Origin of the sequence: Streptomyces sp. NPDC004658, assembly GCF_040609555.1 — a bacterium.
Classification (GTDB): domain Bacteria; phylum Actinomycetota; class Actinomycetes; order Streptomycetales; family Streptomycetaceae; genus Streptomyces.
In genome coordinates, this window is sequence record NZ_JBEXKG010000013.1 from 30,719 (window position 1) to 56,411 (window position 25,693).

The 25,693-nt window shown below is 71.2% G+C and carries 21 protein-coding genes, 2 tRNA genes and 1 pseudogene; 12 read left to right on the top strand and 12 right to left on the bottom strand.

What is annotated here, in order from left to right:
* Positions 1-105: 105 nt before the first annotated feature.
* Positions 106-2,730: a valine--tRNA ligase gene (locus tag ABZV94_RS07815; RefSeq protein ID WP_356338308.1), complete on the bottom strand. Its 2,625-nt coding sequence runs from the start codon at positions 2,728-2,730 to the stop codon at positions 106-108.
* A gap of 137 nt (positions 2,731-2,867) precedes the next feature.
* Here ABZV94_RS07815 and ABZV94_RS07820 point away from each other — a divergent pair, with 137 nt between their 5' ends.
* Positions 2,868-3,860 (top strand): hypothetical protein, encoded by a 993-nt coding sequence (locus tag ABZV94_RS07820; RefSeq protein ID WP_356338310.1) that lies wholly within the window; start codon positions 2,868-2,870, stop codon positions 3,858-3,860.
* A gap of 74 nt (positions 3,861-3,934) precedes the next feature.
* Here ABZV94_RS07820 and clpX read toward each other — a convergent pair whose 3' ends face one another.
* From clpX to ABZV94_RS07845, 5 genes are all read right to left on the bottom strand, one after another.
* Complete coding sequence (gene clpX, locus ABZV94_RS07825; protein ID WP_030648610.1) at positions 3,935-5,221, bottom strand: ATP-dependent Clp protease ATP-binding subunit ClpX; 1,287 nt, start codon at positions 5,219-5,221, stop codon at positions 3,935-3,937.
* Between the two features lie 171 nt (positions 5,222-5,392).
* On the bottom strand, positions 5,393-6,058 hold the full coding sequence (locus tag ABZV94_RS07830) for an ATP-dependent Clp protease proteolytic subunit (protein ID WP_030648613.1): 666 nt from the start codon (positions 6,056-6,058) through the stop codon (positions 5,393-5,395).
* A 67-nt stretch (positions 6,059-6,125) separates the two neighbouring features.
* Complete coding sequence (locus ABZV94_RS07835) at positions 6,126-6,731, bottom strand: ATP-dependent Clp protease proteolytic subunit (protein ID WP_356338392.1); 606 nt, start codon at positions 6,729-6,731, stop codon at positions 6,126-6,128.
* 309 nt (positions 6,732-7,040) lie between these two features.
* Positions 7,041-8,429: a trigger factor gene (tig, locus tag ABZV94_RS07840; protein WP_356338312.1), complete on the bottom strand. Its 1,389-nt coding sequence runs from the start codon at positions 8,427-8,429 to the stop codon at positions 7,041-7,043.
* Between the two features lie 194 nt (positions 8,430-8,623).
* A tRNA-Pro gene (locus ABZV94_RS07845) sits at positions 8,624-8,700 on the bottom strand.
* 160 nt (positions 8,701-8,860) lie between these two features.
* Between ABZV94_RS07845 and ABZV94_RS07850 the strand changes: the two genes are divergently transcribed.
* Positions 8,861-8,931, top strand: a tRNA-Gly gene (locus ABZV94_RS07850).
* 749 nt (positions 8,932-9,680) lie between these two features.
* Here ABZV94_RS07850 and ABZV94_RS07855 read toward each other — a convergent pair.
* Entirely contained in the window at positions 9,681-9,875 is a 195-nt protein-coding gene (locus tag ABZV94_RS07855; RefSeq protein WP_030648672.1) for a hypothetical protein, read from the bottom strand.
* Positions 9,876-10,388: 513 nt separating this feature from the next.
* On the opposite strand from ABZV94_RS07855, the gene ABZV94_RS07860 reads away from it, so the two are divergent.
* A complete protein-coding gene (locus ABZV94_RS07860; protein WP_356338314.1) occupies positions 10,389-11,492 on the top strand; it encodes an acyltransferase family protein in 1,104 nt (367 codons plus the stop codon).
* A 27-nt stretch (positions 11,493-11,519) separates the two neighbouring features.
* On the opposite strand, the gene ABZV94_RS07865 is transcribed toward ABZV94_RS07860, so the two are convergent.
* Together ABZV94_RS07865 and ABZV94_RS07870 are read right to left on the bottom strand one after the other, a co-directional pair.
* Positions 11,520-11,966, bottom strand: coding sequence for an HD domain-containing protein (locus ABZV94_RS07865; RefSeq protein ID WP_356338316.1), 447 nt, complete (start codon positions 11,964-11,966; stop codon positions 11,520-11,522).
* 68 nt (positions 11,967-12,034) lie between these two features.
* Entirely contained in the window at positions 12,035-13,207 is a 1,173-nt protein-coding gene (locus tag ABZV94_RS07870; protein WP_356338318.1) for a PP2C family protein-serine/threonine phosphatase, read from the bottom strand.
* 160 nt (positions 13,208-13,367) lie between these two features.
* Between ABZV94_RS07870 and ABZV94_RS07875 the strand changes: the two genes are divergently transcribed.
* Positions 13,368-14,609: a GNAT family N-acetyltransferase gene (locus tag ABZV94_RS07875; protein WP_356338320.1), complete on the top strand. Its 1,242-nt coding sequence runs from the start codon at positions 13,368-13,370 to the stop codon at positions 14,607-14,609.
* A gap of 22 nt (positions 14,610-14,631) precedes the next feature.
* Here ABZV94_RS07875 and ABZV94_RS07880 read toward each other — a convergent pair whose 3' ends face one another.
* Both ABZV94_RS07880 and ABZV94_RS07885 read right to left on the bottom strand, forming a co-directional pair.
* Positions 14,632-15,441, bottom strand: a complete 810-nt coding sequence (locus ABZV94_RS07880; protein WP_356338322.1) for a DNA-formamidopyrimidine glycosylase family protein — start codon at positions 15,439-15,441, stop codon at positions 14,632-14,634.
* 32 nt (positions 15,442-15,473) lie between these two features.
* Positions 15,474-15,962 carry a ribose-5-phosphate isomerase gene (locus ABZV94_RS07885; RefSeq protein ID WP_356338324.1) on the bottom strand — a complete coding sequence of 163 codons (489 nt, stop codon included), beginning with the start codon at positions 15,960-15,962 and terminating at the stop codon, positions 15,474-15,476.
* Between the two features lie 213 nt (positions 15,963-16,175).
* Here ABZV94_RS07885 and ABZV94_RS07890 point away from each other — a divergent pair, with 213 nt between their 5' ends.
* Complete coding sequence (locus ABZV94_RS07890; protein ID WP_356338326.1) at positions 16,176-17,594, top strand: amino acid permease; 1,419 nt, start codon at positions 16,176-16,178, stop codon at positions 17,592-17,594.
* A 90-nt stretch (positions 17,595-17,684) separates the two neighbouring features.
* A pseudogene (locus ABZV94_RS07895) lies at positions 17,685-18,341 on the top strand (FAD-binding protein); the annotation flags it as partial.
* Here the strand turns inward: ABZV94_RS07895 and ABZV94_RS07900 are convergent.
* Complete coding sequence (locus tag ABZV94_RS07900; RefSeq protein ID WP_356338328.1) at positions 18,319-18,909, bottom strand: biotin transporter BioY; 591 nt, start codon at positions 18,907-18,909, stop codon at positions 18,319-18,321. The pseudogene ABZV94_RS07895 and the gene ABZV94_RS07900 overlap by 23 nt on opposite strands.
* Positions 18,910-19,342: 433 nt before the next feature.
* Here ABZV94_RS07900 and ABZV94_RS07905 point away from each other — a divergent pair, with 433 nt between their 5' ends.
* The 6 genes from ABZV94_RS07905 (at position 19,343) to ABZV94_RS07930 (ending at position 25,580) form a co-directional block, all read left to right on the top strand.
* Positions 19,343-20,542: an ROK family transcriptional regulator gene (locus ABZV94_RS07905; protein ID WP_356338330.1), complete on the top strand. Its 1,200-nt coding sequence runs from the start codon at positions 19,343-19,345 to the stop codon at positions 20,540-20,542.
* A gap of 206 nt (positions 20,543-20,748) precedes the next feature.
* The gene (locus ABZV94_RS07910) at positions 20,749-21,792 is read left to right on the top strand and encodes an ABC transporter substrate-binding protein (RefSeq protein WP_356338332.1); all 1,044 of its coding nucleotides are present in this window, start codon (positions 20,749-20,751) and stop codon (positions 21,790-21,792) included.
* Positions 21,789-22,634, top strand: a complete 846-nt coding sequence (locus ABZV94_RS07915; protein WP_356338334.1) for an ABC transporter permease — start codon at positions 21,789-21,791, stop codon at positions 22,632-22,634. Before ABZV94_RS07910 ends, ABZV94_RS07915 begins: the two co-directional genes overlap by 4 nt.
* Complete coding sequence (locus ABZV94_RS07920; protein WP_356338336.1) at positions 22,610-23,344, top strand: ABC transporter ATP-binding protein; 735 nt, start codon at positions 22,610-22,612, stop codon at positions 23,342-23,344. The genes ABZV94_RS07915 and ABZV94_RS07920 overlap by 25 nt, the downstream gene beginning before the upstream one ends.
* A complete protein-coding gene (locus tag ABZV94_RS07925) occupies positions 23,341-24,678 on the top strand; it encodes an LLM class flavin-dependent oxidoreductase (protein ID WP_356338338.1) in 1,338 nt (445 codons plus the stop codon). Before ABZV94_RS07920 ends, ABZV94_RS07925 begins: the two co-directional genes overlap by 4 nt.
* Positions 24,679-24,689: 11 nt before the next feature.
* Complete coding sequence (locus ABZV94_RS07930; protein WP_356338340.1) at positions 24,690-25,580, top strand: TauD/TfdA family dioxygenase; 891 nt, start codon at positions 24,690-24,692, stop codon at positions 25,578-25,580.
* Positions 25,581-25,693 lie beyond the last annotated feature (113 nt).

Consider the following 25,693-nt stretch of genomic DNA (forward strand, 5'->3'; position numbering starts at 1 on the left):
TCGCGCCCGCGCGGCGGAGCCGCATGCCGATACGGCCCCGTGCCCCTGACGGGGGACGCCGAAGGCCCCGGCGCCTTCAAGAGCGCCGGGGCCTTCGGTGACGGCTCACGCCTGCGGCAGCCTCTCCAGCTGGGCGGTGATGCGGGTGATGTCCTCCTCGGCCTTGGCCAGGCGCGTGCGGATCTTGTCCACCACGTTCTCCGGGGCCTTCGCCAGGAACGCCTCGTTGCCGAGCTTGGCCGTGGCCTGGGCCTTCTCCTTCTCCGCGGCGGCCAGGTCCTTGGCCAGGCGCTTGCGCTCCGCCGCGACGTCGATCGTGCCGGACAGGTCGAGGGCCACCTCGGCTCCCGCCACCGGCAGGGTCGCCGTCGCCGTGAAGCCCTCGCCCTCCGGCTGGAGGCGGAGCAGCTGGCGGATGGCGGCCTCGTGCGGGGCGAGCGGCGTGCCGCCCAGCGTCAGGCGGGCCGGGACCCGCTGGCCGGGCTGGAGGCCCTGGTCGGCGCGGAAGCGGCGGACCTCGGTGATGACCGACTGGAGGGTGGAGATCTCCTGCTCGGCCGCCGCGTCACGGAAGCCGCTGTCCTTCGGCCAGTCGGCGATGACGATCGACTCGCCGCCCGTCAGCGTCGTCCAGAGGGTCTCCGTGACGAACGGGACCACCGGGTGCAGCAGCTTGAGGGTGACGTCCAGGACCTCGCCGAGGACGCGCTGGGAGACCTCGGCCGGCTCGCCGCCCGCCTGGAACACCGTCTTGGACAGCTCGACGTACCAGTCGAAGACCTCGTCCCACGCGAAGTGGAAGAGGGCGTCGGAGAGCTTGGCGAACTGGAAGTCGTCGTAGTACGCGTCGACTTCCGCGACCACCGAGTTGAGGCGGGAGAGGATCCAGCGGTCCGTGGCCGACATGACCGACGGGTCCGGCAGCGGGCCGTCCACCGTCGCGCCGTTCATCAGCGCGAAGCGGGTCGCGTTCCAGATCTTGTTGGCGAAGTTGCGGGAGCCCTGGACCCAGTCCTCGCCGATCGGCACGTCGACGCCCGGGTTGGCGCCGCGGGCCAGGGTGAAGCGCAGGGCGTCGGAGCCGTACTTGTCCATCCAGTCCAGCGGGTTGACCGCGTTGCCGAAGGACTTCGACATCTTCTTGCCGAACTGGTCGCGGACCATGCCGTGCAGGGCGATGGTGTGGAACGGCGGGGTGCCGTCCATCGCGTACAGGCCGAACATCATCATCCGGGCGACCCAGAAGAAGAGGATGTCGTAGCCGGTGACCAGGACCGAGTTCGGGTAGAACTTCGCGAGCGACTCGGTCTGCTCGGGCCAGCCGAGCGTGGAGAAGGGCCACAGCCCGGAGGAGAACCAGGTGTCGAGGACGTCGGTGTCCTGGTGCCAGCCCTCGCCGGCCGGCGGCTCCTCGTCCGGGCCGACGCAGACGACCTCGCCGTTCGGGCCGTACCAGACCGGGATGCGGTGGCCCCACCACAGCTGGCGCGAGATGCACCAGTCGTGGAGGTTGTCGACCCAGTCGAAGTACCGCTTCTCCATCTCCTGCGGGTGGATCCTGACCTTGCCCTCGCGCACGGCGTCGCCGGCGGCCTTGGCCAGCGGACCGACCTTGACCCACCACTGCATGGACAGGCGCGGCTCGATGGTGGTCTTGCAGCGCGAGCAGTGGCCGACGGAGTGGACGTACGGCCGCTTCTCGGCGACGATCCGGCCCTCGGCGCGCAGCGCGGCGACGATCGCCGAGCGGGCCTCCAGGCGGTCCATGCCCTGGAAGGGGCCGTGGACGGTGATGACGGCGTGCTCGTCCATCACGGTGATGGCCGGCAGGTCGTGGCGCTGGCCGATCTCGAAGTCGTTCGGGTCGTGCGCCGGGGTGACCTTGACGGCGCCGGTGCCGAACTCGGGGTCGACGTGCGTGTCGGCGACGACCGGGATGGAGCGGTCGGTCAGCGGCAGCCTGATGAGCTTGCCGACGAGGTGCTTGTACCGCTCGTCGTCCGGGTGGACGGCGACGGCGGTGTCACCGAGCATCGTCTCGGCACGGGTGGTGGCGACGACGATGGTGTCGTCCCCCTCGCCGTACTTCATCGAGACCAGCTCGCCGTCGTCGTCCTGGTACTCGACCTCGATGTCCGAGATGGCCGTCAGACAGCGCGGGCACCAGTTGATGATGCGCTCGGCGCGGTAGATCAGCTCGTCGTCGTAGAGCTTCTTGAAGATGGTCTGGACGGCCTGGGACAGACCCTCGTCCATGGTGAAGCGCTCGCGCGACCAGGCGACACCGTCACCGAGGCGCCGCATCTGCCCGGAGATCTGCCCGCCGGACTCGGCCTTCCACTGCCAGACGCGCTCGACGAAGGCCTCGCGGCCCAGGTCGTGCCGGGACTTGCCCTCCTTGCCCAGCTCGCGCTCGACCACGTTCTGCGTGGCGATGCCGGCGTGGTCCATGCCGGGCTGCCACAGCGTCTCGTAGCCCTGCATCCGCTTGCGGCGGGTGAGGGCGTCGATGAGCGTGTGCTCGAAGGCGTGCCCGAGGTGCAGGCTGCCGGTGACGTTCGGCGGCGGGATGACGATCGTGTACGGCGGCTTGTCGCTCTTGGCGTCCGCCTCGAAGTAACCGCGCTCTACCCAGCGCTCGTACAGCGGCCCCTCTACATCGGCCGGCGCGTACTGGGTCGGCAGTTCGGTGGCGGGCGCGGGTGGCTGCTGCTGAGCGTTCTCGGTCACGGGGGTCAGTTTAGAGGTGTCACAGGGTGGTCCCGAAACGCCTTTGTTGTGTAACGGTGCGGCCCCCGCCGCCGTGCCGTTCCCGGGCCTGGGTCAGGATGTCAGGAACACATAAGCTTCTGGAGGGGAACCCAGGAATGAGCAACAACCAGCCGGGCCCGTACGGCCAGCCGCCCCAGCAGCCGGGTCCGTACGGCCAGCAGGGGCAGCCTGGGCCGTACGGCCAGCCGGGCCCCTACGGCCAGCAGCCGCAGGCTCCCCAGCCCGGCTACGGCTACCCCCAGCAGACCCCGCCGGCGCCGCAGCCGGGGTACGGCTACCCGCAGCAGGGCGCGCCGCAGCAGCCGGGTCCGTACGGCCAGCAGGGGCAGCCCGGGCCGTACGGCCAGCAGCCGAACCCCTACGGGCAGCAGCAGCCCTACGGCATGCCGCAGGCGCCGCAGCCCGGCGGGGGCAAGAAGAAGACGGGCCTGATCATCGGCGCGGTGGCCGTGGTGGCCGCCGTGGCGGTGGGCGCGTACTTCCTGCTGAGCGGCAGCGGCAGCGGCAGCGGCGGTGTCGCGGACGACGGCCCGCACAAGCTGACGACTCCGGCGACGGTGCTGTCCGAGTACAAGAAGTCCAAGGGCGACAGCGACACCATGACGGACAGCGACCTCAAGGACGCCGAGAAGTGGGGTGTGCACGACCCCAAGGACGTCAGCGCCGCGTACGAGGCCGGGGACCCGGACAATCCGCTGAGCAAGAAGGGGATCAACTTCGGCGGTGTCTACGGCACCATCGACGACCCCGAGAAGACCGTCGACGCGATGTTCGCCTGGTTCAAGTCCGAGTCCCAGAAGGACAGTGACAGCAAGGACGTCGCCCTGAAGGGCGAGCCGAAGGAGTACAAGCCGGCCGGGCTCGACGGCGCGGTCCTCAAGTGCCAGCAGGCCACGGCCCCCACCGGCGCGAGCAGCGGCGGGCCGAAGGACGTGACGCTCACGATCTGCGTCTGGGGCGACCACAGCACCATCGGGTTCGTCATGCCGATGGACTTCGCCAACCTGGCGGCGGGCCGCAGCAGCGACCCGGCGAAGGACGCCGAGCTGACCGCCAAGCTCCGCAGCGAGGTGCGCGTCAAGGCCTGACGCGTTCCGCGCACGGCACGGAGGGGGCCCCGGTCGGTCGACCGGGGCCCCCTCCGTGTGCGTGGCCGCTGCGGCTACGCCGTCTTCTGCTCCCCCGAGCCCCGGCCGCGGGCGTCCCGCGGGATCAGGGTCGGGTTGACGTTGGAGAGGACCACGTCGGCGGTGATGACGACGCGGGCGACGTCCTTGCGGGACGGGACCTCGTACATCACGCCCTGGAGGACCTCCTCCATGATGGCGCGCAGGCCGCGGGCGCCGGTCTGGCGGAGGATGGCCTGGTCGGCGATGGCCTCCAGCGCCTCCCGCTCGAAGTCCAGCTCGACGCCGTCGAGTTCGAACAGGCGCTGGTACTGCTTGACGAGCGCGTTGCGGGGCTCGACCAGGATCTTCAGGAGCGCTTCGCGGTCCAGGTTGTGGACCGACGTGATCACCGGCAGGCGGCCGATGAACTCCGGGATCATGCCGAACTTGACCAGGTCCTCCGGCATGACGTCCTCGAAGACGTCCTTGGACTCCAGCTCGCGCTTGGAGAGGATCGTGGCGCCGAAGCCGATGCCCTTCGCGCCGGCGCGCGCCTCGATGATCTTCTCCAGGCCCGCGAAGGCACCGCCCACGATGAACAGCACGTTCGTCGTGTCGATCTGGATGAACTCCTGGTGGGGGTGCTTGCGGCCGCCCTGCGGGGGCACCGAGGCCGTGGTGCCCTCCAGGATCTTCAGCAGGGCCTGCTGGACGCCCTCGCCGGAGACGTCACGGGTGATCGACGGGTTCTCGCTCTTGCGCGCGACCTTGTCGATCTCGTCGATGTAGATGATCCCGGTCTCGGCCTTCTTGACGTCGTAGTCGGCCGCCTGGATGAGCTTGAGGAGGATGTTCTCGACGTCCTCGCCGACGTAGCCCGCCTCGGTCAGCGCCGTGGCGTCGGCGATCGCGAACGGGACGTTCAGCATCCGCGCCAGCGTCTGCGCGAGGAGCGTCTTGCCGGAGCCCGTGGGGCCCAGCAGCAGGATGTTGGACTTCGCCAGCTCGATGGCGTCGTCCCGGCCGCTCGCGCCGCCGTTCTCGCCCGCCTGGACCCGCTTGTAGTGGTTGTACACCGCGACGGAGAGCGCCTTCTTGGCGGCCTCCTGGCCGACCACGTAGCCCTCGAGGAACTCGTAGATCTCGCGGGGCTTGGGCAGCTCCTCCCAGCGCACCTCGCTGGTCTCCGCGAGCTCCTCCTCGATGATCTCGTTGCAGAGATCGATGCACTCGTCGCAGATGTACACACCGGGCCCTGCGATGAGCTTCTTGACCTGCTTCTGGCTCTTGCCGCAGAACGAGCACTTGAGCAGATCGCCGCCGTCACCGATGCGTGCCACGGTGTGCTTCCCCTTCGCCTGGGAGACGCCTGGACGCTATGAGTCCAGCGGCTCCTGGTGCTGCCTTATGTCCGACGGTACCTTGCCGGGCCCGGTGTTCGGGCCCCCCTTGGCAGGGTTCACTTTGACGTGCACCGTGCCAAGAGGGGCCGGACGTGCGTGGTTGCGCTGTCAGCGGACCGCGCTGTTGTTCAGCTTGCGGGTGGAGATGATCTGGTCGACGAGGCCGTATTCCAGCGCCTCCTCGGCCGTGAGGATCTTGTCCCGCTCGATGTCCTCGCGGACCTGCTCGATGGGCCGGTTCGAGTGCTTGGCCAGCATGTTCTCCAGCTGCTCGCGCATCCGGGTGAACTCGTTGGCGATGATCTCCAGGTCGGAGAGCTGACCGCGGCCGGTGGAGCCGGCCGGCTGGTGGATCAGCACCCGGGAGTTCGGCAGCGCCATGCGCTTGCCGGGGGTGCCGGCGGCGAGCAGGATGGCCGCGGCGGAGGCCGCCTGGCCCATGCAGACCGTCTGGATATCGGGCTTCACGAACTGCATCGTGTCGTAGATCGCCGTGAGGGCGGTCATGTCGCCACCGGGGCTGTTGATGTAGATCGAGATGTCCCGGTCCGGGTCCATCGACTCCAGGCACAGCAGCTGCGCCATGACGTCGTTGGCGGAGGCGTCGTCGATCTGGACGCCCAGGAAGATCACGCGCTCCTCGAAGAGCTTCGCGTACGGGTCGTACTCGCGGATGCCCTGGGAGGTGCGCTCGACGAAGCGCGGGATGACGTAGCGGCTGTCGGGGCGGGGCCCTTCGTACATGCCGCTGGCGGCGCCGGGGAAGTTGCTCATGGGGTTCACCGTCCTGGTGGCGTTCGGGGGGCTGGTGTCTCGGCGGTGCATGGCGTGGCCGGACCGGTCAGGCACCGGTGCCGCCGCCTCCCGGAACACCCGAGGCGTGCGTGATGATCTCGTCAATGAGACCGTACTCCTTGGCCTCCTCCGGGGTGAACCAGCGGTCGCGGTCGCCGTCGCGGATGATCGTCTCGACCGTCTGGCCGGAGTGGAACGCGGTCAGCTCCGACATGCGCTTCTTGGTGCGCATCAGGTACTCGGCCTGGATCTTGATGTCCGAGACCGTACCGCCGAGGCCCGCGGAGCCCTGGTGCATCATGATGTCCGCGTGCGGCAGGGCGAAGCGCTTGCCGGCGGAGCCGCCGGTCAGCAGGAACTGGCCCATCGAGGCGGCCATGCCCATGGCGATCGTCACCACGTCGTTCGGGATGTACTGCATGGTGTCGTAGATCGCCATGCCGGCCGTGACCGAGCCGCCCGGGCTGTTGATGTAGAGGTAGATGTCCTTGTCCGGCTCGGCGGCAAGGAGCAGCAGCTGCGCGGTGATCTTGTTGGCGATGTCGTCGTCAACCTGCTGGCCGAGGAAGATGATCCGCTCGTTGAGCAGCCGGTTGTAGACCTGGTCGCCGAGGCCACCACCGATGGAAGGCTCGCCGGCGGCGGAGGGCATCAGATTCGTCACGTATCCACCTGCTCGTCTTACGACGGCGCCGGGCCGTCTCATTGTTCTGCCTTTCATGGACCCTAACGCGACGTTCCCTCCGGGGAATCCCGGTAAGTGAGCTGTTCGCTGTCAGCGCAGGTCGCCGCGCGGGGGCGCCGGGGAATGCCCGGGGCGGCGCGCCGGCGGGCCCGCCCGGCCGGTACGGCCGCCCCGTGGGAGGCGGCCGGCGCCACGGGTCCCGGGGGGAACGCGACGGGCCCCGGGGGAAAGCCCCCAGGGCCCGTCGTAGGTGCCTCACAGGCGCCGCTGGGCCGCTCAGCCCTCGGTCTTCTCCTCGGCGGAGTCGGACGCCTCGGCGGCCTCGGCCTCGGCCGGCGCCTCCTCGGTCTCCTCCTCGTCGTCCAGGTTGACGATCTCGCCGTTGGTGTCCTTCACCGTGGCGGACTCGACCACCACGGCCAGGGCCTTGCCGCGGGCGACCTCGCCGACCAGGAGCGGCACCTGGCCGCCCTCGACGACGGCCTGGGCGAACTGGTCGGGGGACATGCCGGAGGACGCCGCACGCCGCATGAGGTGCTCGGTGAGCTCCTCCTGGTTGACGTTGAGGTTCTCCTTCTTGACCAGCTCGTCGAGGACGAACTGGGTCTTGATGCCCTTGACCGCGGCCTCGCGGGTCTCGGTCTCGAACTCCTCGGCGGTCTTGCCCTGGATCTCCAGGTACTTGTCGAGGGTGAGGCCCATCTGGGCGAGCTGGTGGTGCTCCAGGTTGTGCTTGCGGGTGTTGATCTCGTCCTCGAGGAGCTTCTCGGGGACCGGGACCTCCACCAGCTCCAGCAACTTCTCCAGGACGCGCTCCTGCGCCTGCGTGGCCTGGTCGAACTGCTTCATGTTGGTGAGGCGCTTGCGGCTGTCGGCCTTCAGCTCCTCCAGGGTGTCGAACTCGGAGGCCAGCTGCGCGAACTCGTCGTCCAGCTCCGGCAGTTCGCGGGCGGCGACCTGGGTGACCTTGACGGTGACCTCGGCCTCCTTGCCCGCGGCGGAGCCGCCCTTCAGCTCGGAGGTGAAGGTGGCCTCCTCACCGGCGGACAGGCCCTTGACGGCGTCGTCGATGCCGTCCAGCAGCTCGCCGGAGCCGATGGTGTAGGAGACGCCGTTGGCGATGCCGTCCTCCAGCACCTCGCCGTCGACCTTGGCCTCCAGGTCGATGGTGACGACGTCGCCGTCCTCGGCGGCGCGCTCGACCGGAGAGGTCGACGCGAAGCGCTCACGCAGCTGCTCCACGGACTTCTCGACGTCCTCGTCCGTCACCTCGACGGCGTCGACCTCGACCTCGATGCCGGAGTAGTCCGGGATCTCCAGGGCCGGGCGGACGTCGACCTCGGCGGTGAAGTTCAGCGTCTCGCCGTCCTTCAGCTCGGTGATGTCGACCTCGGGCTGGCCCAGCGGGCTGAGCTCGGCCTCGTTGACCGCCTCGGTGTAGAACTTGGGCAGCGCGTCGTTGACGGCCTCCTCCAGCACCGCACCGCGGCCGAACCGCTGGTCGATCACGCGGGCCGGGATCTTGCCCTTGCGGAAGCCCTTCACCGTGACCTGCTGGTTGATCTTCTTGTACGCCGCGTCGAGGCTGTCCTTGAGCTCCTCGAAGGGCACCTCGACAGTGAGCCGAACCCGGGTCGGGTTCAGGGTCTCCACGGCGCTCTTCACGGTTCGGTCTCCTTGTGGCTGACTTCTCGGGTTCTGCCGGAGCCCGATGGGTCCGGCGGATTTCGCCGCCCGGAGGAGTTCGTAGGCCGTGAGGGCCGGGACACACGGGCGCGCAGCTTGCATAGTAACCGCAGCCGGTCAGCGCCCCAAAAGGCGATCATCACGACGTCGCCGAGCCCGACGTCACGGGCCGGTGGTCGGGGTGGCGGGATTTGAACCCACGGCCTTCCGCTCCCAAAGCGGACGCGCTACCAAGCTGCGCCACACCCCGTCTGGTGCGACACGTAGGGTACATGCCCCGACCCGATCCGTCGGCCGCATTCTCCGAGGCGGGACGCGCGGTGCCGGGTCGTCCAAGTCGTTGGCCTCGGCGGCGGGCGACCCGCTACGATGCCTTCAGTGCCGCGGTCACCGACCTGCGGCGCACTGCTGCGGGCGTAGCTCAATGGTAGAGCCCTAGTCTTCCAAACTAGCTACGCGGGTTCGATTCCCGTCGCCCGCTCTGGATGCCGAAGGCCCAGGTGAGAGGTTGATCTTCTCTCCCTGGGCCTTCTGCCGTCACAAGGGCCGGCCACTCCTCCGTGCCCGGCTTCGGGGCGTTCACGATCACGGCGTCCGCCCGTCGGCGGTCTTCCGCTCACGGTGGTCCGAGGCCCGGACCCAGTGCCGTCCGGGGGCGGGCTGGGCCTCCGGTGGCGTCCGCCGGTCCCGGCGGCCGGTCAGGCGCCGGGGGGAGCGGCTCGGCGCACCGGGCGGTCAGCGGGCCGAGCACGGCGCGGAGCGGCACGGTGGGCGGTGGCCGGCAGGCCGAGGTCGGAGTCGATGACAAAGGTGACGGCGAGCCCGCGATGACGGTGGAGAACTCGCCGCGATCGACCAGGGTGCCGCCGGCCCGCCACCTGCCCCGGGCACCGGGCACCGGGCACCGGGCACGGTGACCGCCGGGCGGGACCGGGCCGGGGCGGCGGACGTGGCACCCGGCGGGCGGCGGTCACCTCGTGGTGGACCAGAAGGGTGGAACAGAAGGCGGGGCTCGCCGTCGGCGGCGTACCGGCCGTGGACGAGCGTGACGGCGAGCCGGGACCGGAGGCGGTGGGGCCTCGTGCGGGCGCGGCCGGGGGCGGGGGCACCGTGAGTCGCCGGCGACGCGCCTCGCGATCCGTCGGCCGTCGGCCGTCGGCGGGTCCGGGGCGCCCGGCACCGGGGCCCCGCAGGCCCCCGCTGTTTCAGTGGTCCGGCTCGCCCGCCGGGTCAGAACCTGATCGAGTTGATGGACTCCGCTATCGAGTTCAGGAAGCGGTTGATCGACGGTGCCATGCCGGTCGAGGCAAGGAAGAAACCGAAGAGGATGGCGACGATGGCCGGGCCGGCCTTGATGTTCCCCCCTCGGATCAGCACCACCAGGATGATCGCCAACAGCAGCACCACAGACAGTGAAATGGCCACAACTGATCACACCCTCGGTCGGTCCGCTCTCCCGGCCCGGAGGTACGGCCCGCGCACCCCCGCCAGAACCATCGTGCCACCAACCCGCCCCCCGTATGCGGGTCCTGACGGAACGCCGGGCGTCCACACATGCGCGGTACGCCTCGCACAGGAATGCGACCGGTGACGCGGTCACGAAATCCGCACGAATTCCAGGGACTTCGTTTCAATAACCACGCAATGCACGGAACAGGGAATCCACGTACGGGACACAGAGACGCAGTATGCCCGAATTAGTCTGTATTAATCGGTACATCCTGGGCGAACGGACGACACCTGTGTGCCCATCATCACGTCGACCAGGATGGCAAGTTCGGCGAATTACGGGGTACCCGGGCGGGATAACCAGGAATGACAGGGCGGGTTTTACGGAATCCCACAGCCGACGCTAGGGTGCCTGAGATGTTCGACGCCGCAACGTCCCCCGGCCACAGCCGCAGGCCGCTCCCCCCGGCACAGCCGCCGGTGAGTGGGGTGCCCGATCGGCGAACCCCGACACACGCGCAGGAGCAGTCGCGGACCGACAGACCGGGCAGGCAGCGCGACGCGTTCTTCGACAACGCCAAGTACCTGGCGATCGTGCTGGTGGCACTGGGGCACTCCTGGTCGGCCATCAAGACCGACAACCGGGTCCTCGAAGGCCTGTACAACGTCGTGTACACCTTCCACATGCCGGCGTTCATCGTCATCTCCGGCTACTTCTCCCGCAGTTTCGACATGCGCCCGGACCGGCTGAAGCGGCTGGTCACCGGCATAGCGGTCCCGTACCTGCTGTTCCAGATCGCCTACTCGCTGTTCCGGCGCTACGCGGGCCAGGCCGACGACCCGATCAGCCTCGTCTCCCCCTACTACCTGACCTGGTTCCTGTGCGCGCTGTTCATCTGGCGCCTGACCACCCCCCTGTGGAAGCTGGTCCGCCGGCCGCTGCCCCTGGCGCTGGGCATCGCCATGGTCGGATCGGTCACCCCGGGCCTCGACGACAACCTGGACCTCGGCCGCGTCCTGCAGTTCCTGCCCTGCTTCGTCCTCGGCCTGCTGCTGAGGCCCGAGCACTTCGCGCTGATACGCCGGCGCGCGGTGCGGGTGCTGTCCGTACCGGTGTTCGCCGCGGCGCTGGCCGTCGGCTGGTGGACCGTGCCGCGCGTGGACGGCGGATGGTTCTACCGGCAGAGTTCGGCGCAGGACATCGGCGCCCCCTGGTGGACCGGACCGCTGATGACGCTCGCCATGTTCGGCTGCGCGCTGCTGCTGACCGCCTGTTTCCTCGCCTGGGTGCCGGGTCGCCGGACGTGGTTCACGGCGCTCGGCGCGGGCACGCTGTACGGCTATCTGCTCCACGGCTTCGTGGTCAAGGGCGCGCTCTACGCGGGCGGGTTCGACCTCGCCGAGCGGTACGGCGCCCTGGGCGCGGTCGCCGTCACCGTCCTGGCCGCCGCCGCCGTCACGGTGCTGTGCACCAAGCCGGTGCAGCGCGTCTTCCGCTTCGCGATGGAGCCGAAGATGGAGTGGGCGTTCCGGGAGGACGCTGCCGAGCTGGCCCGCGAACGGCAGAAACCGCGGGAGAAGGCGGGCGTCTAGCCGGTCCGCTCTCCCCCGGAAGCCCGCTCACACGTGGAGGCCGAGAAGCGCGCGCGTCCTCGCGTACTTCTCGGCCAGCCGTTCCCGGGTCGGCCCGTCGAGCGCCGCGAGCCGCCGCGGGTCGGCGTTGTGCGCCAGGTCGGCCTCCTTCACCAGCAGCGCGCCCGGGGTGGCGAGGATGCGGCGCGTGTACGCCTCCAGTTCCTCGCCCGGCCGCTTGGTGAGGGCGTCCACGATGGCCTTGGTACGCGGGGTCAGGGCCGCGGCGGCCAGCCACTCCCGGCTGAGCGCGTCGTCCTCGACGGAGTCGTGCAGCCAGGCCGCCGCGATCTGCTCCGGGTCACCGCCGCGGGCGCGCACGCCCTCGGCGACGGCCGCGAGGTGTTCGGCGTACGGCAGCCCCGCCTTGTCGGTCTGCCCCTCGTGGGCGGCCCGTGCGACGGCCTCGACCTCTGCGAGCGTGAGCTGGGTCATGGCTCCAGTGTCCCCCCGCCCCGGGAGCGGCGGCCACCACGGAGGACGACCGCGGCCGGGCGGTCGGGTCAGCGGCCGTTCCCCGTCGGCTGGCGGCAGATGAGGAGCAGCGCGCGGTCGTCGTTGACGTCCTTGGCGACCGCCTCGATGAGGTGCCAGGCGGCGCCGTGGAAGCCGCCGGCCACATAGCGGTCGGCCTCGCCGGTGAGGCGGTCGATGCCCTCCACGATGTCCCGGTCCGAGGTCTCCACCAGTCCGTCGGTGAACAGCATCAGCACGTCACCGGGGCGCAGCGAGCCCTTCACGGGGTCGAACTGGGCGCCGTCGTACACGCCGAGCAGCGGCCCCTCGGCGGACTTCTCCTCCCAGCGACCGCTGCCCGCGCTGAGCTGGAGCCCCGGCGGGTGCCCGGCGGAGTACAGCTCGTAGTCCCCGGAGTCCAGGTCCAGGACCAGGTGGATGGAGGTGGCGAAGCCCTCCTCCCACTCCTGGCGCAGGAGGTAGCCGTTGGCGGCCGGGAGGAAGGAGTGCGGCGGGAGGGAGCCCAGCAGGCCGCCGAAGGCGCCGGACAGCAGCAGGGCCCGCGAGCCCGCGTCCATGCCCTTGCCGGACACGTCGGTGAGCACGACCTCCAGCGTCCGGCCGCCGTTCGTGCGGGCGGCGACGACGAAGTCACCGGAGAAGGACTGGCCGCCCGCCGGGCGCAGCGCCATCTCGTGGTGCCAGCCCTGCGGCAGCTTCGGGAGCTTGCTCTGCACCCGGATGCGCTCGCGCAGGTCGAACAGCATGGTGCCGCCGCGCCGCCAGGGCACGCCGACCCGGCTGCGGAACTGGGCGGTCAGCAGGCCGAAGAAGCCGCACGCGGCCACCACCAGGACCACGCCCGGGGTGACCCGGGAGGGACCCTCGGTGTAGGGGCCGAGGCGGACCGACTCCACGATCAGCGCGGTGGCCGCCGCCGCGTACAGGCCGAGCAGGCTCGCCGGGCGCAGCAGCAGGCCGCCGGCGACGATCGGCAGCACCAGGGTGGCCGGGGAGCACCACACGGAGTCGAGGAGGGTCATGGTCGCGAGGACCGGGACGGTCAGCAGCAGCCCGGCGAAGGCGATCCAGTCGGAGCCGTCCCCGCGGAAGTAGTCCACGGCGCTTCTGCGCAGGCCGACGCGGGCCCGGTGCCACTGCATCTTCCACCGGGCCGTGAACGTCTCGGCCTTCGCGCGCCGCTGTCGTCCTGCTGCCATCAGTTCGCGACCCTATCCAGCGGACCGGCTGCTTGGCACGGGAGGTCCCACTTGTCCCCCCTGTGGGATTCCACTTCGCCGCCCGTCGGCCGGGTTCCGGCGGGCCGGACCGGGGCGAAAATCACTGGCTCGCCCTCCTTCGCCCTGATAGGCATGGCGCATGGGGACTGAGAACGGGACCGAGTTGAAGACGCTGCGCCCGGAGGAGTTCGACCGGTGGTGGGACCACCTGGTCCGCGCGTTCGGCGGCGGAGCGGCCTCCGCCGAGGAGCGGGAACTGGACAAGTCGCTCACCGAGTTCGACCGGTCCCTGGCCGCCTGGGACGGGGACACGCTCGTCGGCACGTCCGGGGCGTTCAGCTTCCGGATGACCGTGCCGGGCGGGGCGGTGGTGCCGACCGCGGGCGTGACGATGGTCAGCGTGGCCGCGACGCACCGGCGGCGCGGGGTCCTGACGGCGATGATGCGGCGGCTGCTGGACGACGCGCGCGCCAAGGGCGAGCCGCTGGCCGCGCTGTTCGCCTCCGAGCCCGCGATCTACGGCCGCTTCGGGTACGGCGCCGCGACCTTGCAGCTCCTCGCCGAGATCGACACCGGCCGGGTGACCCTGGCGGTGCCCGAGGGCGCCGACGAGCTGCGCGTGCGCTACGCGGCGCCCGCCGACGTGCTGGCGGAGTGCGAGGCGGTGTACGCGGCCCTGGTGCCCCGGCGTCCGGGCATGCTGGCCCGGCAGCCCGGCTGGGAGCGGGCCGCGCTGGTCGATCCGGAGAGCGAGCGGGAGGGCGCGTCGGCGCTGCAGTGCGTGGTCGTCGAACGGGACGGCGAGATCACCGGGTACACGCGCTTCCGTACGAAGATGAGCTGGGGGCCGAGCGGTCACGACGGCACGGTGACGCTGGAGGACCTGGCGGCCCTCGATCCGGCGAGCGAGGCGGCGCTGTGGCGTTTCCTGTTCGGCATCGACCTGATGACGACGCTCAAGATGCGGGCGCGGCCGGTCGACGACGCCTGGCAGTACCTGGTCTCCGACATCCGCCGCTGCCTGCCCCAGGCACGGGACGCCGGGTACGTCCGGCTCGTGGACGTGGGGGCGGCCCTGTCGGCCCGTACGTATCTGACCCCGGTCGACGTCGTGTTCGAGGTGGAGGACGCCTTCTGCCCGTGGAACGCGGGGCGTTGGCGGCTGACCGGTGACCCGAAGGGCGCGTCCTGCGAGCGGACGGCCGACGCGGCCGACCTCGCCCTGTCGGTGCGGGAGTTGGGCGCGGCGTACCTGGGCGGGGTGAGCCTGCTGTCGCTCGCGGCGGCCGGGCGGGTGCGGGAGCTGCGGCCGGGGGCGCTGACGGAGGCGTCGGTGGCGTTCGGCTCACCGGTGCCCCCGTGGCTGCCCCACGGCTTCTAGGCCGGCGCTGCCCGCAGACCGGTCAGCGTTTCTGGCAGGTCGGGCACCAGAAGAGGTTGCGGGCGGCGAGGCCGGCGGTGCGGACCTCGTCGCCGCAGAGGTGGCAGGGCAGGTTCGCCCGGCGGTAGACGTACACCTCGCCGCCGTGGTCGTCGACGCGGGGCGGGCGGCCCATGGCCTCCGGGGTGTGCTCCGGGCGGACGGTGTCGATCCGGTTGTTCCGGACGCCCTCCCGCATCAGCGCGACCAGGTCGGCCCAGATGGCGTCCCACTCGGCCGGGGTGACGTCCCGGCCCGCGCGGTAGGGGTCGATGCCGTGCCGGAACAGCACCTCCGCGCGGTAGACGTTGCCGACGCCGGCCACGATCTTCTGGTCCATGAGCAGCGCGGCGATCGTCGTACGGCTGCGGGAGATCCTGCGGTAGGCCGTGCCCGGGTCGGCGTCCGCGCGCAGCGGGTCGGGGCCGAGCCGGTCGTGGATCGCCCGCTTCTCGGCGTCCGTGATCAGGGCGCAGGTGGTGGGGCCGCGCAGGTCGGCGTACGACGTGTCGTTGGCGAGCCGGAGCCGGACGGTGTCGGCCGGCGGGGGCGCCGGGGCGTCCCCGAAGCCGACCTTGCCGAAGAGGCCGAGGTGGATGTGGACCCACTCGCCGTCCCGGAAGCCCAGGAAGAGGTGCTTGCCGTGGGCTTCCGTCGCGGTCGGCTCGGTGCGGTCCAGCAGGGCCGCGGCGTCGGAGAACTTGCCCTGGGGGCTGGTGACGCGGGCGGGCCGCCCCGAGAAGCGGTCGGCGTAGTCCTGGGCCAGCCGGTGGATCGTGTGCCCCTCTGGCACGGGTGCCCGTTCCTTCCCGCCCCCTCGGGGGCTCAGTCCTGCTGCGGGTGGTGGCCCGGGATCGGCGGGAGGTCGCCCGTGGTCTCGTACGCCGACAGCATGTCGATGCGGCGGATGTGACGCTCGTCACCGGAGAACGGGGTGTTGAGGAAGACCTCGACGAACTTGGTCGCCTCCTCCGTGCTGTGCATGCGCGCACCCACGGCCACCACGTTGGCGTTGTTGTGCTGCCGGCCGAGGGCCGCCGTCTCCTCGCTCCAGGCCAGCGCCGCGCGCACGCCCTTCACCTTGTTGGCGGCGATCTGCTCGCCGTTGCCGGAGCCGCCGATCACGATGCCGAGGGCGTCCGGGTCCGCGGCCGTCCGCGCCGCGGCACGGAGGCAGAAGGGCGGGTAGTCGTCCTGGGCGTCGTAGATGTGCGGCCCGCAGTCGACGGGCTCGTGGCCGGCGGCCTTCAGCCACTCGACGAGGTGGTTCTTGAGTTCGTAGCCCGCATGGTCGGAGCCGAGATACACGCGCATGCAACGAGTGTGACACGCCCGTATCGGGGCAGCAGCCCCGGGTGTCGGCGGGCACGCGGGGCGGCACATGTGAGGCAGGCCATAGAACCTCAAGGCAACCTCAAGTAACGATACGGATTCAGAGGTTCCCGAATTCGTTCACCTCGGATTCACTGGACCGACTCGTACACCGCTCGTGCGGGCAGCTCTACCTGGCGCAAAGGAAATCCGTCCATGACCCCTGGTTCGGGCCTCCAAGCAGGACTGAAAAACCGCCACCTTTCGATGATCGCGATCGGTGGCGTCATCGGAGCCGGCCTTTTCGTCGGTTCCAAAGCCGGAATCGCCACCGCGGGACCGGGCATCCTCCTGTCCTACGCCCTCGTCGGCACGCTCGTCGTCCTCGTGATGCGCATGCTCGGCGAGATGTCCGCCGCCAACCCCACCTCCGGCTCGTTCTCGGCGCACGCCGACCGCGCGCTGGGCCGCTGGGCCGGGTTCTCCATCGGCTGGCTCTACTGGTTCTTCTGGGTCGTCGTGCTCGCCGTCGAGGCGACCGCCGGTGCCCAGATCCTCGAAGGCTGGGTCCCTGCCGTCCCGCAGTGGGCCTGGGCGCTCATCGTGATGACCGTGCTCACCGCGACCAACCTGGTCTCCGTCGGCTCCTACGGCGAGTTCGAGTTCTGGTTCGCCGGCATCAAGGTGGTGGCGATCGGCGCGTTCATCGTCGTCGGCCTGCTGGCCATCTTCGGCGTCCTGCCCGGCGTCCACGCCGACCAGGCGAGCTTCGGGAACCTGACCTCGCACGGCGGGTTCCTGCCGCACGGTCCGGGCTCGATCCTGACCGGTGTGCTGCTGGTCGTGTTCTCCTTCATGGGCAGCGAGATCGCCACACTGGCGGCCGGCGAGTCCGAGGACCCGCAGCGCGCGGTCACCAAGTCCACCAACAGCATCATCTGGCGGATCGGCGTCTTCTACCTGGGCTCGATCCTGGTCGTGGTCTCGCTGCTGCCGTGGGACAGCCCGTCCATCGCGAAGGACGGCTCCTACGTCGCCGCCCTGAACTCGCTGGGTATCGCGCACGCCGGTCAGATCATGAACTTCATCGTGCTGACCTCGGTGCTGTCCTGTCTGAACTCCGGCCTGTACACGGCCTCCCGCATGGCCTTCTCGCTCGGCGAGCGGGGCGACGCGCCGAAGGCGTTCGCGCGGGTCAACAGCCGGGGCGTGCCGATGGCGGCGATCCTCGCGTCCGTGGTGTTCGGCTTCGTCGCCGTCTTCTTCAACTACCTGTCCCCGGACAAGATCTTCCTCTTCCTCGTCAACTCCTCCGGCGCGGTCGCCCTGTTCGTGTGGCTGGTCATCTGCTTCTCGCAGCTGCGGATGCGGAAGATCATCCAGCGCGAGGCTCCGGAGAAGCTCGTCGTGCGGATGTGGCTGTACCCGTACCTGACCTGGGCGACGGCCGCGCTGATCGTGTTCGTCCTCGGCTACATGCTGACCGACACGAAGCACGACGGCCGCGAGACCGTGCTGCTGTCGCTGCTGGTCGCGGCGATCGTGCTGGTGATCGCCGTGGTGAAGGAGCGGATCCGGGCCGGCCGCCCGGCGCCCGCCGCCGAGGCCCCGGCCGACAAGGTGTCCGTCGGCTGATCCGGCACCGGCCCGGCACGTCCACATGGCCGCATGACCTGACGGAAGCTGTCAGGTTGTGCGGCCATGCCGCGTTCCATGACGCACACGTCTTCGTCCCGCGGCCTGCCCGTGGGCGTGCCGGCCACCGGGCACGGGCTGCCCGGCGGCTACGAGGGCGGGTTGCTGGTGACGACGAAGCGGATGGACGGGATCGCCGTCGCCCCCGAGGCGCGGACGATCCGGGTGCGGGCCGGGGTGCGCTGGGGGCAGGTGGTCCGGGCGGCCGAGCCGTACGGGCCGGCGCCGCGCAGGGGGGCACCTCCCCCGCGTCGAGCGTGGGGGAGGCTCGGCGCCGGGCGTGGGCGCGGTGTCGTACACCCTGGGCGGTGGGGTCGGCATCCTGGCCCGGGAGTTCGGGTACGCGGCCGGCCATGTGCGCCGGCTGGAGCTCGTCACCGAGCTGGAGATCGGGCTCGTCCCGGTGCGGACGCTGTACGGCGGCTCGCTCGCCGACGCGCGGACGTCGTCGCCCCGCTGCGGGAGACCGGCCCGGTGCTGTCGGACTCGCTGCGCGAGATGCCGTACACCGAGAGCCACACCAACACGCTCGGCCGGTCGCTCGGCTTCGCCTTCGGCGCGGGCGGCCGGGGTGCGGGGCCGTACGACGCCGAGACGCGGAAGAGGCTCGCCCGGGTGAAGGAGACCTACGACCCGGCGAACCTCTTCCGCAGGAACTACGGCGTCAGTCCTTGTCGACCGGGTTGACCAGCTTCCAGGCCGTGGGCAGCGCGCCCATCGCCAGGGCGGCCTTGAGGGCGTCACCGATCAGGAACGGGGTGAGGCCGGCCGCGACGGCCTGGGACGCCGACAGGTGGGCGGCCAGGGCCAGGTAGGGGACGCCGACCGCGTAGATGACGGCCTCACCGAGGATCATCGCGCCGGCCATGCGCAGCGGGGAGCGGTCGGCGCCACGCCGGGCCAGGGCGCCGACGAGGGCCGAGGCGAGCAGCATGCCGAGGACGTAGCCGAAGGAGACCATGCCCGCACCGGAGGCGCCCTGCGCGAACCACGGCACGCCCGCCACACCGGCGACCGCGTACAGCGCGAGGGAGAGGAAGCCGCGGCGGGCGCCGAGCGCGGTGCCGACGAGCAGCGCGGCGAAGGTCTGGCCGGTCACCGGCACCGGGGAGCCGGGCACCGGCACGGACACCTGGGCCGCGAGACCGGTGAGCACCGCACCGCCGACGACGAGGGCGACGTCACGGACACGGGACGCGGGCAGCAGGTCGGCGAGAACGGCGCCGGGGCGGGCGGTGACGGTGGCGGTGCTCATGGGGACTCCGCGGGTGACGGGGACATGCTGGGACAGGGTGACGCTATCCGAGCCGGCCGCGGCCGATCACCGTCAGCGCCCGACAAAGGGCGGAACGAGAGCTTCGTGGGCTCCGGACAAAGAGTGCCGGTTACACCGGTCGGGGCGTGACCCTGATCACTGAGGCAGGGACGTTTCGCTCACGTGAAGCCGGTGCCGACGGAACTGTGCGGTCTCACCAAACGAACGCGGGCGATCTGGTCGGACACCCCCTCCTGGCCTACTCTTCAGCCATGGTTGCCCAGGCCCGCTATCTCACCTCGCGTCGCTATGTCGACCTGCGACGCCAGGGCACGGCCACCTGTCGCCGTCCGGGATAGGGGCGGCCCCGTCGGCACGCCTCATCCGCTCCGCGCCTCAGAGACGTGTCGGCCCCGCTCCAGGACGGTCCTCCATGCCCCGTACCGCCGTTCCCGCCCTGCCCTCGCCCGTGCCCCGTGCCGCCGACAGCGACCGGCGGCGCACCAGCGCCAGCGTCGTGCTGCGCTCCGTCCTGGAGCACGGCCCGGTGGCGCGCAGCACCATCGCCCGGCTGACCGGGCTGTCCCCGGCGTCGGTGTCCGAGCACTGCGCCCGGCTCGCCGAACGGGGCCTGATCCGGGAGTCGGTCGCACCCCGCCGCTCGAACGGGGTCGGCCGGCCGCACGTCCCCGTCGACCTGGACGACACCCGCTTCCTGGTCGCCGGGGTGCACGTGGCCGTGCCGTACACGACCGTGGCGCTGCTGGATCTGCGGGGCCGGGTGGTGGCCCGGCGGGAGCTGCGGCACGAACGGACCGACCCCGACCGGGTGCTGGCACGGGCCGCCGAAGGACTCGCGGGGCTGTTCGCCGGGGTGCCGGGCCGGCGCCCGCTGGGGGTCGGGGTGGCCGTCGGCGGCTGGGTGGACCGGGAGGCTGGCACCGTGGTCGAGCACGAGCTGCTGGGCTGGCGGGACGTGCCGGTGCGGGAGCTGCTCGGCGCCCGCACCGGTCTGCCGGTCGAAGTGGACGGGCACGCGCGGGCGTTGGTGCACGGGGAGCGGCTGTTCGGGCGGGCCCGGGGCAGCCGGAGTGTGCTGCACCTGTTCGTCGGCAACGTGGTGGACGCCGCCTTCGCCACCCATGACGAGGTGCACTACGGTCCCCGCTCCGCGGCCGGCGCGATCGCCCATCTGCCGGTGCCGGGCGGCAACGAGCCGTGCCCGTGTGGCCGTACGGGCTGCCTCCAGGCGGAGCTGAGCGAGCGGACGTTGTGCCGGCGGGCGCGGGCGGCCGGCGTGGCCGACTCGGCCCACCCGATGCGTGTGGTGGCCGCGGCGGCGGGCGGGGACCCGGTGGCCCGGCGGCTGCTGGTGGAGCGGGCGCGTGCCACCGGCCGGGCGGCCGGGCTGCTGCTGGACGTGCTGAACCCGGAGACGGTCGTCGTCACCGAGGTCGGTGTCCTCCATGTCGAGGGCTGCCTGGAGGCGCTGCGGGACGCGGTCGGTACGGCGCGTTCCGCCGCCGTCCTCCCGACGAGTTTCCCGGATTCCGTGCTGGCGGTCGCGGGCGGATCCGTCGTCCTCGACGCGTTGTTCCGGGATCCGCTGGGCGTATCACCTGAGGGTATTTAATTCAGAAACTCCGAATGTTGACAGCGGTCGATCGCGGCCGGGAACATCCTGGTCATGAGCCCTCTCACGAGCTGTCGCACCTTCTGTTGCTGACGTGTTGCCGCGCATGAAGCGCGTGTTTCCCGCTGCGTGAGTCCTCTTCCTCCGGCCTGCTTCCCCCGGAATTCCTCCTGGCTTTCTCGCCTTTTTCTCCCGGGAGTCCTCCCATGCACCGTCGTGCCTTTCTCACGTCCGTTTTCGGCGCGTCCGCTGCCGTCGCCGGCCTGTCCGGCTGCGCGCAGGGCAACGCCGCCGCCGACACCCGTGGCGCCGCCACCGAGCCGCTCGCCGCGAAGGTCCCGGCCGGCACCAGCCTGAAGATCGCCTCCTATCTGAACCAGCAGCAGCTCCAGTTCCGGCTGGCCAAGCTGCCCCAGCTGCCCTTCGAGGTCTCCGGCTGGGTCAACATCGGGGCGGGCCCGGACGTGATCAACGCGTTCCGCGCCCACTCCCTGGACCTCGCCAACAACGCGGGCATCCCGCCGATCCAGGCCCACTACCAGGGCTTCGACGCGAAGATCGTGGCGATCGACATCACCCGCAAGCCCAACTACCTGTTCGCCACCAGGCCCGGCAGCGAGATCCGCGCCGTCGGTGACTTCAAGGGCAAGAAGCTCGCCTTCTCGCAGGGGCAGGCCCAGGGCGTCGTGCTGCTGCGGGCGCTGAAGAAGGCGGGCCTGGCCTACGACGAGGTGAAGCTGGTCCCGCTGACCAGCAACCAGTTCTTCACCGCCCTGCAGTCCGGGCAGGTGGACGTGGCCCCGCTCGCCATCAACCAGGCGCCCGCCTACCTGAAGCAGTACGGGCCCAAGGGCGCCCGTTCCCTGCCCACCGACGTCGTCGACCTGCTCAACCTGCTGTGGGCGCCGCAGTCCGTGCTGAACGACCCGGCGAAGGCCGCCGCGGTCGCCGCCTACATCCCGCAGTGGGCCAAGGGACAGGTGTGGCAGTACGAGCACCCGGACGTGTGGAACGAGGAGTTCTACGTCAAGACGCAGAACCTCACCCTCGAACAGGCGCGGGGCGTCTCCGCCCTGGCCAACAAGCCGCTGTTCCCGCCCAGCTGGGACGAGGCCATCCGGTGGGAGCAGGAGACCGCCGATCTGCTCGCCGAGGGCGGCTTCGTGAAGAAGTTCGACGTGTCCTCGCTGTTCGACCACCGCTTCGAGCCGATCGCCGCGAAGGCCGTACCCGAGGAGTACCGGAGGTGACCGCCGTGACCACGACGACCGCCGTCCCCCGCGCCGCCGCCGGGGACCTGCCCCAGGTCCGCTGGCGCCGCCGGCTCTCCCCCGGCCGCCGGCTGCCCGCCGCCCGGCTGACCGGCCCGCTGGTGCTGCTCGCCGTGTGGGCCGCCGCCTCGGCCGCCGGAGCGCTGGACCCGGGGGCGATCCCCGCGCCCTGGACCGTCCTGCGCACCGCCGGCCATCTGTGGACCGACGGCACCCTGCCCACCGATGTGCTGACGTCCCTCAAGCGGGCCGGCTACGGCTTCGCGCTCGGCCTGACCGCCGGGGTGCTGCTCGCCCTCGCCTCCGGTCTGAGCCGGGCCGGGGAAGCACTGATCGACGGGACCGTGCAGCTGAACCGGGCGATCCCCACCCTCGGTCTGATCCCGCTGTTCATCCTCTGGCTGGGCATCGGCGAGACCTTCAAGATCGCCATCATCGCGATCGTCGTCTACGTCCCGGTCTACCTGAACACGCACGCCGCGCTGTCCGGCATCGACAGCCGGTTCGTCGAACTCGCCGAGGTCCAGGGCCTGTCCCGGTTCACCTTCGTCCGCCAGGTCGTGATCCCCGGCGCGCTGCCCGGATTCTTCGTGGGACTCCGGCTCGGCGTCACCGGCTCCTGGCTGGGGCTGGTGGTCCTGGAGCAGATCAACGCCACCAGCGGGCTCGGCTACCTGATGTTCCAGGCGCAGAACTACGGCCAGACCGACGTCATCCTGGTCGGCCTGCTGATCTACGGCGTGTTCGGCCTGGTCACCGACAGCGTGGTCCGTCTCATCGAACGGAGGGTGCTGTCATGGCGCCGCACACTGAGCAGCTGATCCGGCCGGCCGTCCGGCTGCGCGGCCTGACCCGCTCGTTCGCGGGCCGTACCGTCCTCGACGGCATCGATCTGGACCTGCCCGCCGGGCAGTTCACGGCCCTGCTCGGGCACAGCGGTTCCGGCAAGTCCACCCTGCTGCGGGCGGTCGCCGGCCTGGACCACGGGGTGGCCGGCGGCGGGCGGCTGACCGCGCCCGAGCGGGTGTCGGTGGTGTTCCAGGACTCGCGGCTGCTGCCCTGGCGCCGGGTGCTGGACAACGTCCTGCTCGGCCTGGACGGCAAGGACGCCGTCGCACGCGGCCGGGCCGCTCTCGCGGAGGTGGGCCTCGCGGGGCGGGAGCGGGCCTGGCCGGGCGAGCTGTCCGGCGGCGAGGCCCAGCGGGCGGCGCTGGCCCGCTCCCTGGTGCGCGAGCCGGAGCTGCTGCTGGCGGACGAGCCGTTCGGGGCGCTGGACGCGCTCACCCGGATCAGGATGCACCACCTGCTGCGCGAGCTGTGGACGCGCCACCGGCCGTCCGTCCTGCTCGTCACCCACGACGTGGACGAGGCGATCGTGCTCGCCGACCGGGTCCTCGTCCTGGACCGGGGCCGGATCGGCCTCGACCTGACCATCGACCGTCCCCACCCGCGCTCGTACCGCGAGCCGGTGCTGGGCGAGTACCGCGAGCGGCTGCTGGCCGCCCTCGGCGTCACGGAGGGCCACCGGTGACCGCACGACAGCTCCACCTGAACGCGTTCCTGATGAACACCGGGCACCACGAGGCGTCCTGGCGGCTCCCCGAGAGCGACCCGTACGCCCATGTGGAGCTGAGCCACTACGTGGGGCTCGCCCGGACCGCCGAACGCGGCACCTTCGACTCGCTCTTCCTCGCCGACGGCCCCCAGCTGTGGAGCAACCTCGCCCAGCGGCCGGCCGGCGCGCTGGAACCGCTCACCCTGCTGACCGCGCTGGCGACGGCCACCGAGCACATCGGCCTGATCGCCACCGCGTCCACCTCCTACAACTCCCCGTACAACCTGGCCCGCCGGTTCGCCTCGCTGGACATCGTCAGCGGCGGCCGGGCCGGCTGGAACATCGTCACCACCGCGGGCAAGGAGGCCGCGCGCAACTTCGGGCTCGCCGAGGAGCCCTCGCACGCGGAGCGGTACGCGCGCGCCGCCGAGTTCCTGGACGTGGCCCTCAAGCTGTGGGACAGCTGGGAGGACGACGCGATCGTCGCCGACAAGGCGGCCGGCGTCTGGGGCGACGACAGCAAGATCCACCCGCCCCGGCACCGGGGGAGGTACTTCAGCGTCGCCGGCCCCCTCAATGTGCCGCGGACCCCGCAGGGGTACCCGCTGCTGGTCCAGGCCGGGTCCTCCGAGGACGGCAAGGCCTTCGCCGCCCGGTACGCGGAGGCGGTGTTCACCGCCCAGCAGACCCTCGCCGGCGCCCAGGACTTCTACGCCGACCTCAAGTCCCGTGCCGCCCGGGCCGGCCGGGACCCCGGGCAGCTGAAGGTGCTGCCCGGGATCGTCCCGGTGCTCGGGTCGACGGAGGCCGAGGCGCGGGCCGCCGAGCGCCTGCTGGAGGACCACATCGTGTACGAGCACGGCGTGGGCCGCCTGGAGGACCTGCTGCGCCTCCCGGCGGGCACGCTGGAGCTGGACGGCCCGCTCCCCGCCGATCTGCCGCCCGAGTCCGCCGTCGAGGGCGCCAAGAGCCGCTACACGCTGGTCGTGGAGCTGGCCCGGCGCGACCGGCTCACCGTCCGGCAGCTGATCGGCCGGCTCGGCGGCGGGCGCGGGCACCTCACCTTCGCCGGGACGCCCGAGCAGGTCGCCGACCGGATCGAGACCTGGTTCACGCGAGGCGCCGCCGACGGTTTCAACATCATGCCGGCCGTGCTGCCGTCCGGTCTGGACGCCTTCGTCGAGCACGTCGTACCGCGCCTGCGCGCCCGCGGCCTGTTCCGCACCGAGTACGGGCCGCGGCAGACCCTCCGGGAGCGCTACGGCCTCCCCCGCCCCGCCAACCAGTACCTGACCCCCGCCTTCAGCTGAGAGGAACCCCGATGTCCATCGAGCTCACCAAGGTCACCGCCCGCATCGGCGCACGCGTCTCCGGCGTCGACATCACCCGGCCGCTCGCCCCGGAGGAGGTCACCGCGATCCGTGAGGCCCTCCATGTCCACAAGGCGCTCGTCTTCGACGCCGGCGACCTGGACGACGCCGGGCAGCAGGCCTTCGCGCGCCACTTCGGCGACCTGACCACGGCCCACCCGACGGTCGGCGCGGTCGACGGCGCCCCGAACGTGCTGCCGGTCGACAGCGAGCGGGGCCGCGCCAACCACTGGCACACGGACGTCACCTTCGTCCTCAATCCGCCGCAGGCCAGCACCCTGCGTTCGCTGACCGTTCCGCCGTACGGCGGCGAGACGCTGATCGCCAACGCGGCGGCGGCCTACCGCGACCTGCCCGAGCCGCTGCGGCGCCTCGCCGACACCCTGTGGGCGGAGCACACGAACGACTACGACTACGCGGTGCCGGACGAGGAGATCGACGAGGAGCGGGCGGCCCAGCGCGCCCAGTTCACGTCCATCAGGTACCGCACCGCGCACCCCGTGGTCCGCGTCCATCCCCTGACCGGCGAGCGCGGGCTGTTCATCGGCGGGTTCGCGCAGCGGATCGTCGGCCTGTCTGCGGGCGAGTCGCGCAAGGTCCTGGACCTGCTCCAGGCGTACGTCACGCGCCCGGAGAACGTGCTGCGCCACCGCTGGTCGGAGCGCCAGCTGGTCCTCTTCGACAACCGCATCACCCAGCACTACGCCATCGACAACTACGACGGCCTGCCGCGCCGCCTGCACCGGGTGACCGTCGCCGGTGACGTCCCGGTCGGCATCGAGGGCAAGGAGAGCTACTCGATCGAGGGCGACGCGTCGCACTATACACCTCTGGCCGCGTAACCGTCCCTTCACCCTGGGTGCACCGGTTGTCCGGATAGTGGGCGGTCCTGTCACGTCAGCGGACGGGCCGCCCAGACTGGCGGCGTTTTTGCCCGTCCATTGCCCTGGGAGAG

Bases quoted from the DNA above. Each gene is read 5' to 3' on its own strand.
- ABZV94_RS07870 (WP_356338318.1), bottom strand. From the start codon at position 13,207: ATGGCAGCAGGACGACAGCGGCGCGCGAAGGCCGAGACGTTCACGGCC.
- ABZV94_RS07835 (WP_356338392.1), bottom strand. From the start codon at position 6,731: ATGCCCTCCGCCGCCGGCGAGCCTTCCATCGGTGGTGGCCTCGGCGAC.
- ABZV94_RS07900 (WP_356338328.1), bottom strand. From the start codon at position 18,909: ATGAGCACCGCCACCGTCACCGCCCGCCCCGGCGCCGTTCTCGCCGAC.
- ABZV94_RS07885 (WP_356338324.1), bottom strand. From the start codon at position 15,962: ATGCGCGTGTATCTCGGCTCCGACCATGCGGGCTACGAACTCAAGAAC.
- ABZV94_RS07890 (WP_356338326.1), top strand. From the start codon at position 16,176: ATGACCCCTGGTTCGGGCCTCCAAGCAGGACTGAAAAACCGCCACCTT.
- ABZV94_RS07830 (WP_030648613.1), bottom strand. From the start codon at position 6,058: ATGAGCAACTTCCCCGGCGCCGCCAGCGGCATGTACGAAGGGCCCCGC.
- ABZV94_RS07920 (WP_356338336.1), top strand. From the start codon at position 22,610: ATGGCGCCGCACACTGAGCAGCTGATCCGGCCGGCCGTCCGGCTGCGC.
- ABZV94_RS07865 (WP_356338316.1), bottom strand. From the start codon at position 11,966: ATGACCCAGCTCACGCTCGCAGAGGTCGAGGCCGTCGCACGGGCCGCC.
- ABZV94_RS07875 (WP_356338320.1), top strand. From the start codon at position 13,368: ATGGGGACTGAGAACGGGACCGAGTTGAAGACGCTGCGCCCGGAGGAG.
- ABZV94_RS07820 (WP_356338310.1), top strand. From the start codon at position 2,868: ATGAGCAACAACCAGCCGGGCCCGTACGGCCAGCCGCCCCAGCAGCCG.
- ABZV94_RS07930 (WP_356338340.1), top strand. From the start codon at position 24,690: ATGTCCATCGAGCTCACCAAGGTCACCGCCCGCATCGGCGCACGCGTC.
- ABZV94_RS07910 (WP_356338332.1), top strand. From the start codon at position 20,749: ATGCACCGTCGTGCCTTTCTCACGTCCGTTTTCGGCGCGTCCGCTGCC.
- ABZV94_RS07905 (WP_356338330.1), top strand. From the start codon at position 19,343: ATGCCCCGTACCGCCGTTCCCGCCCTGCCCTCGCCCGTGCCCCGTGCC.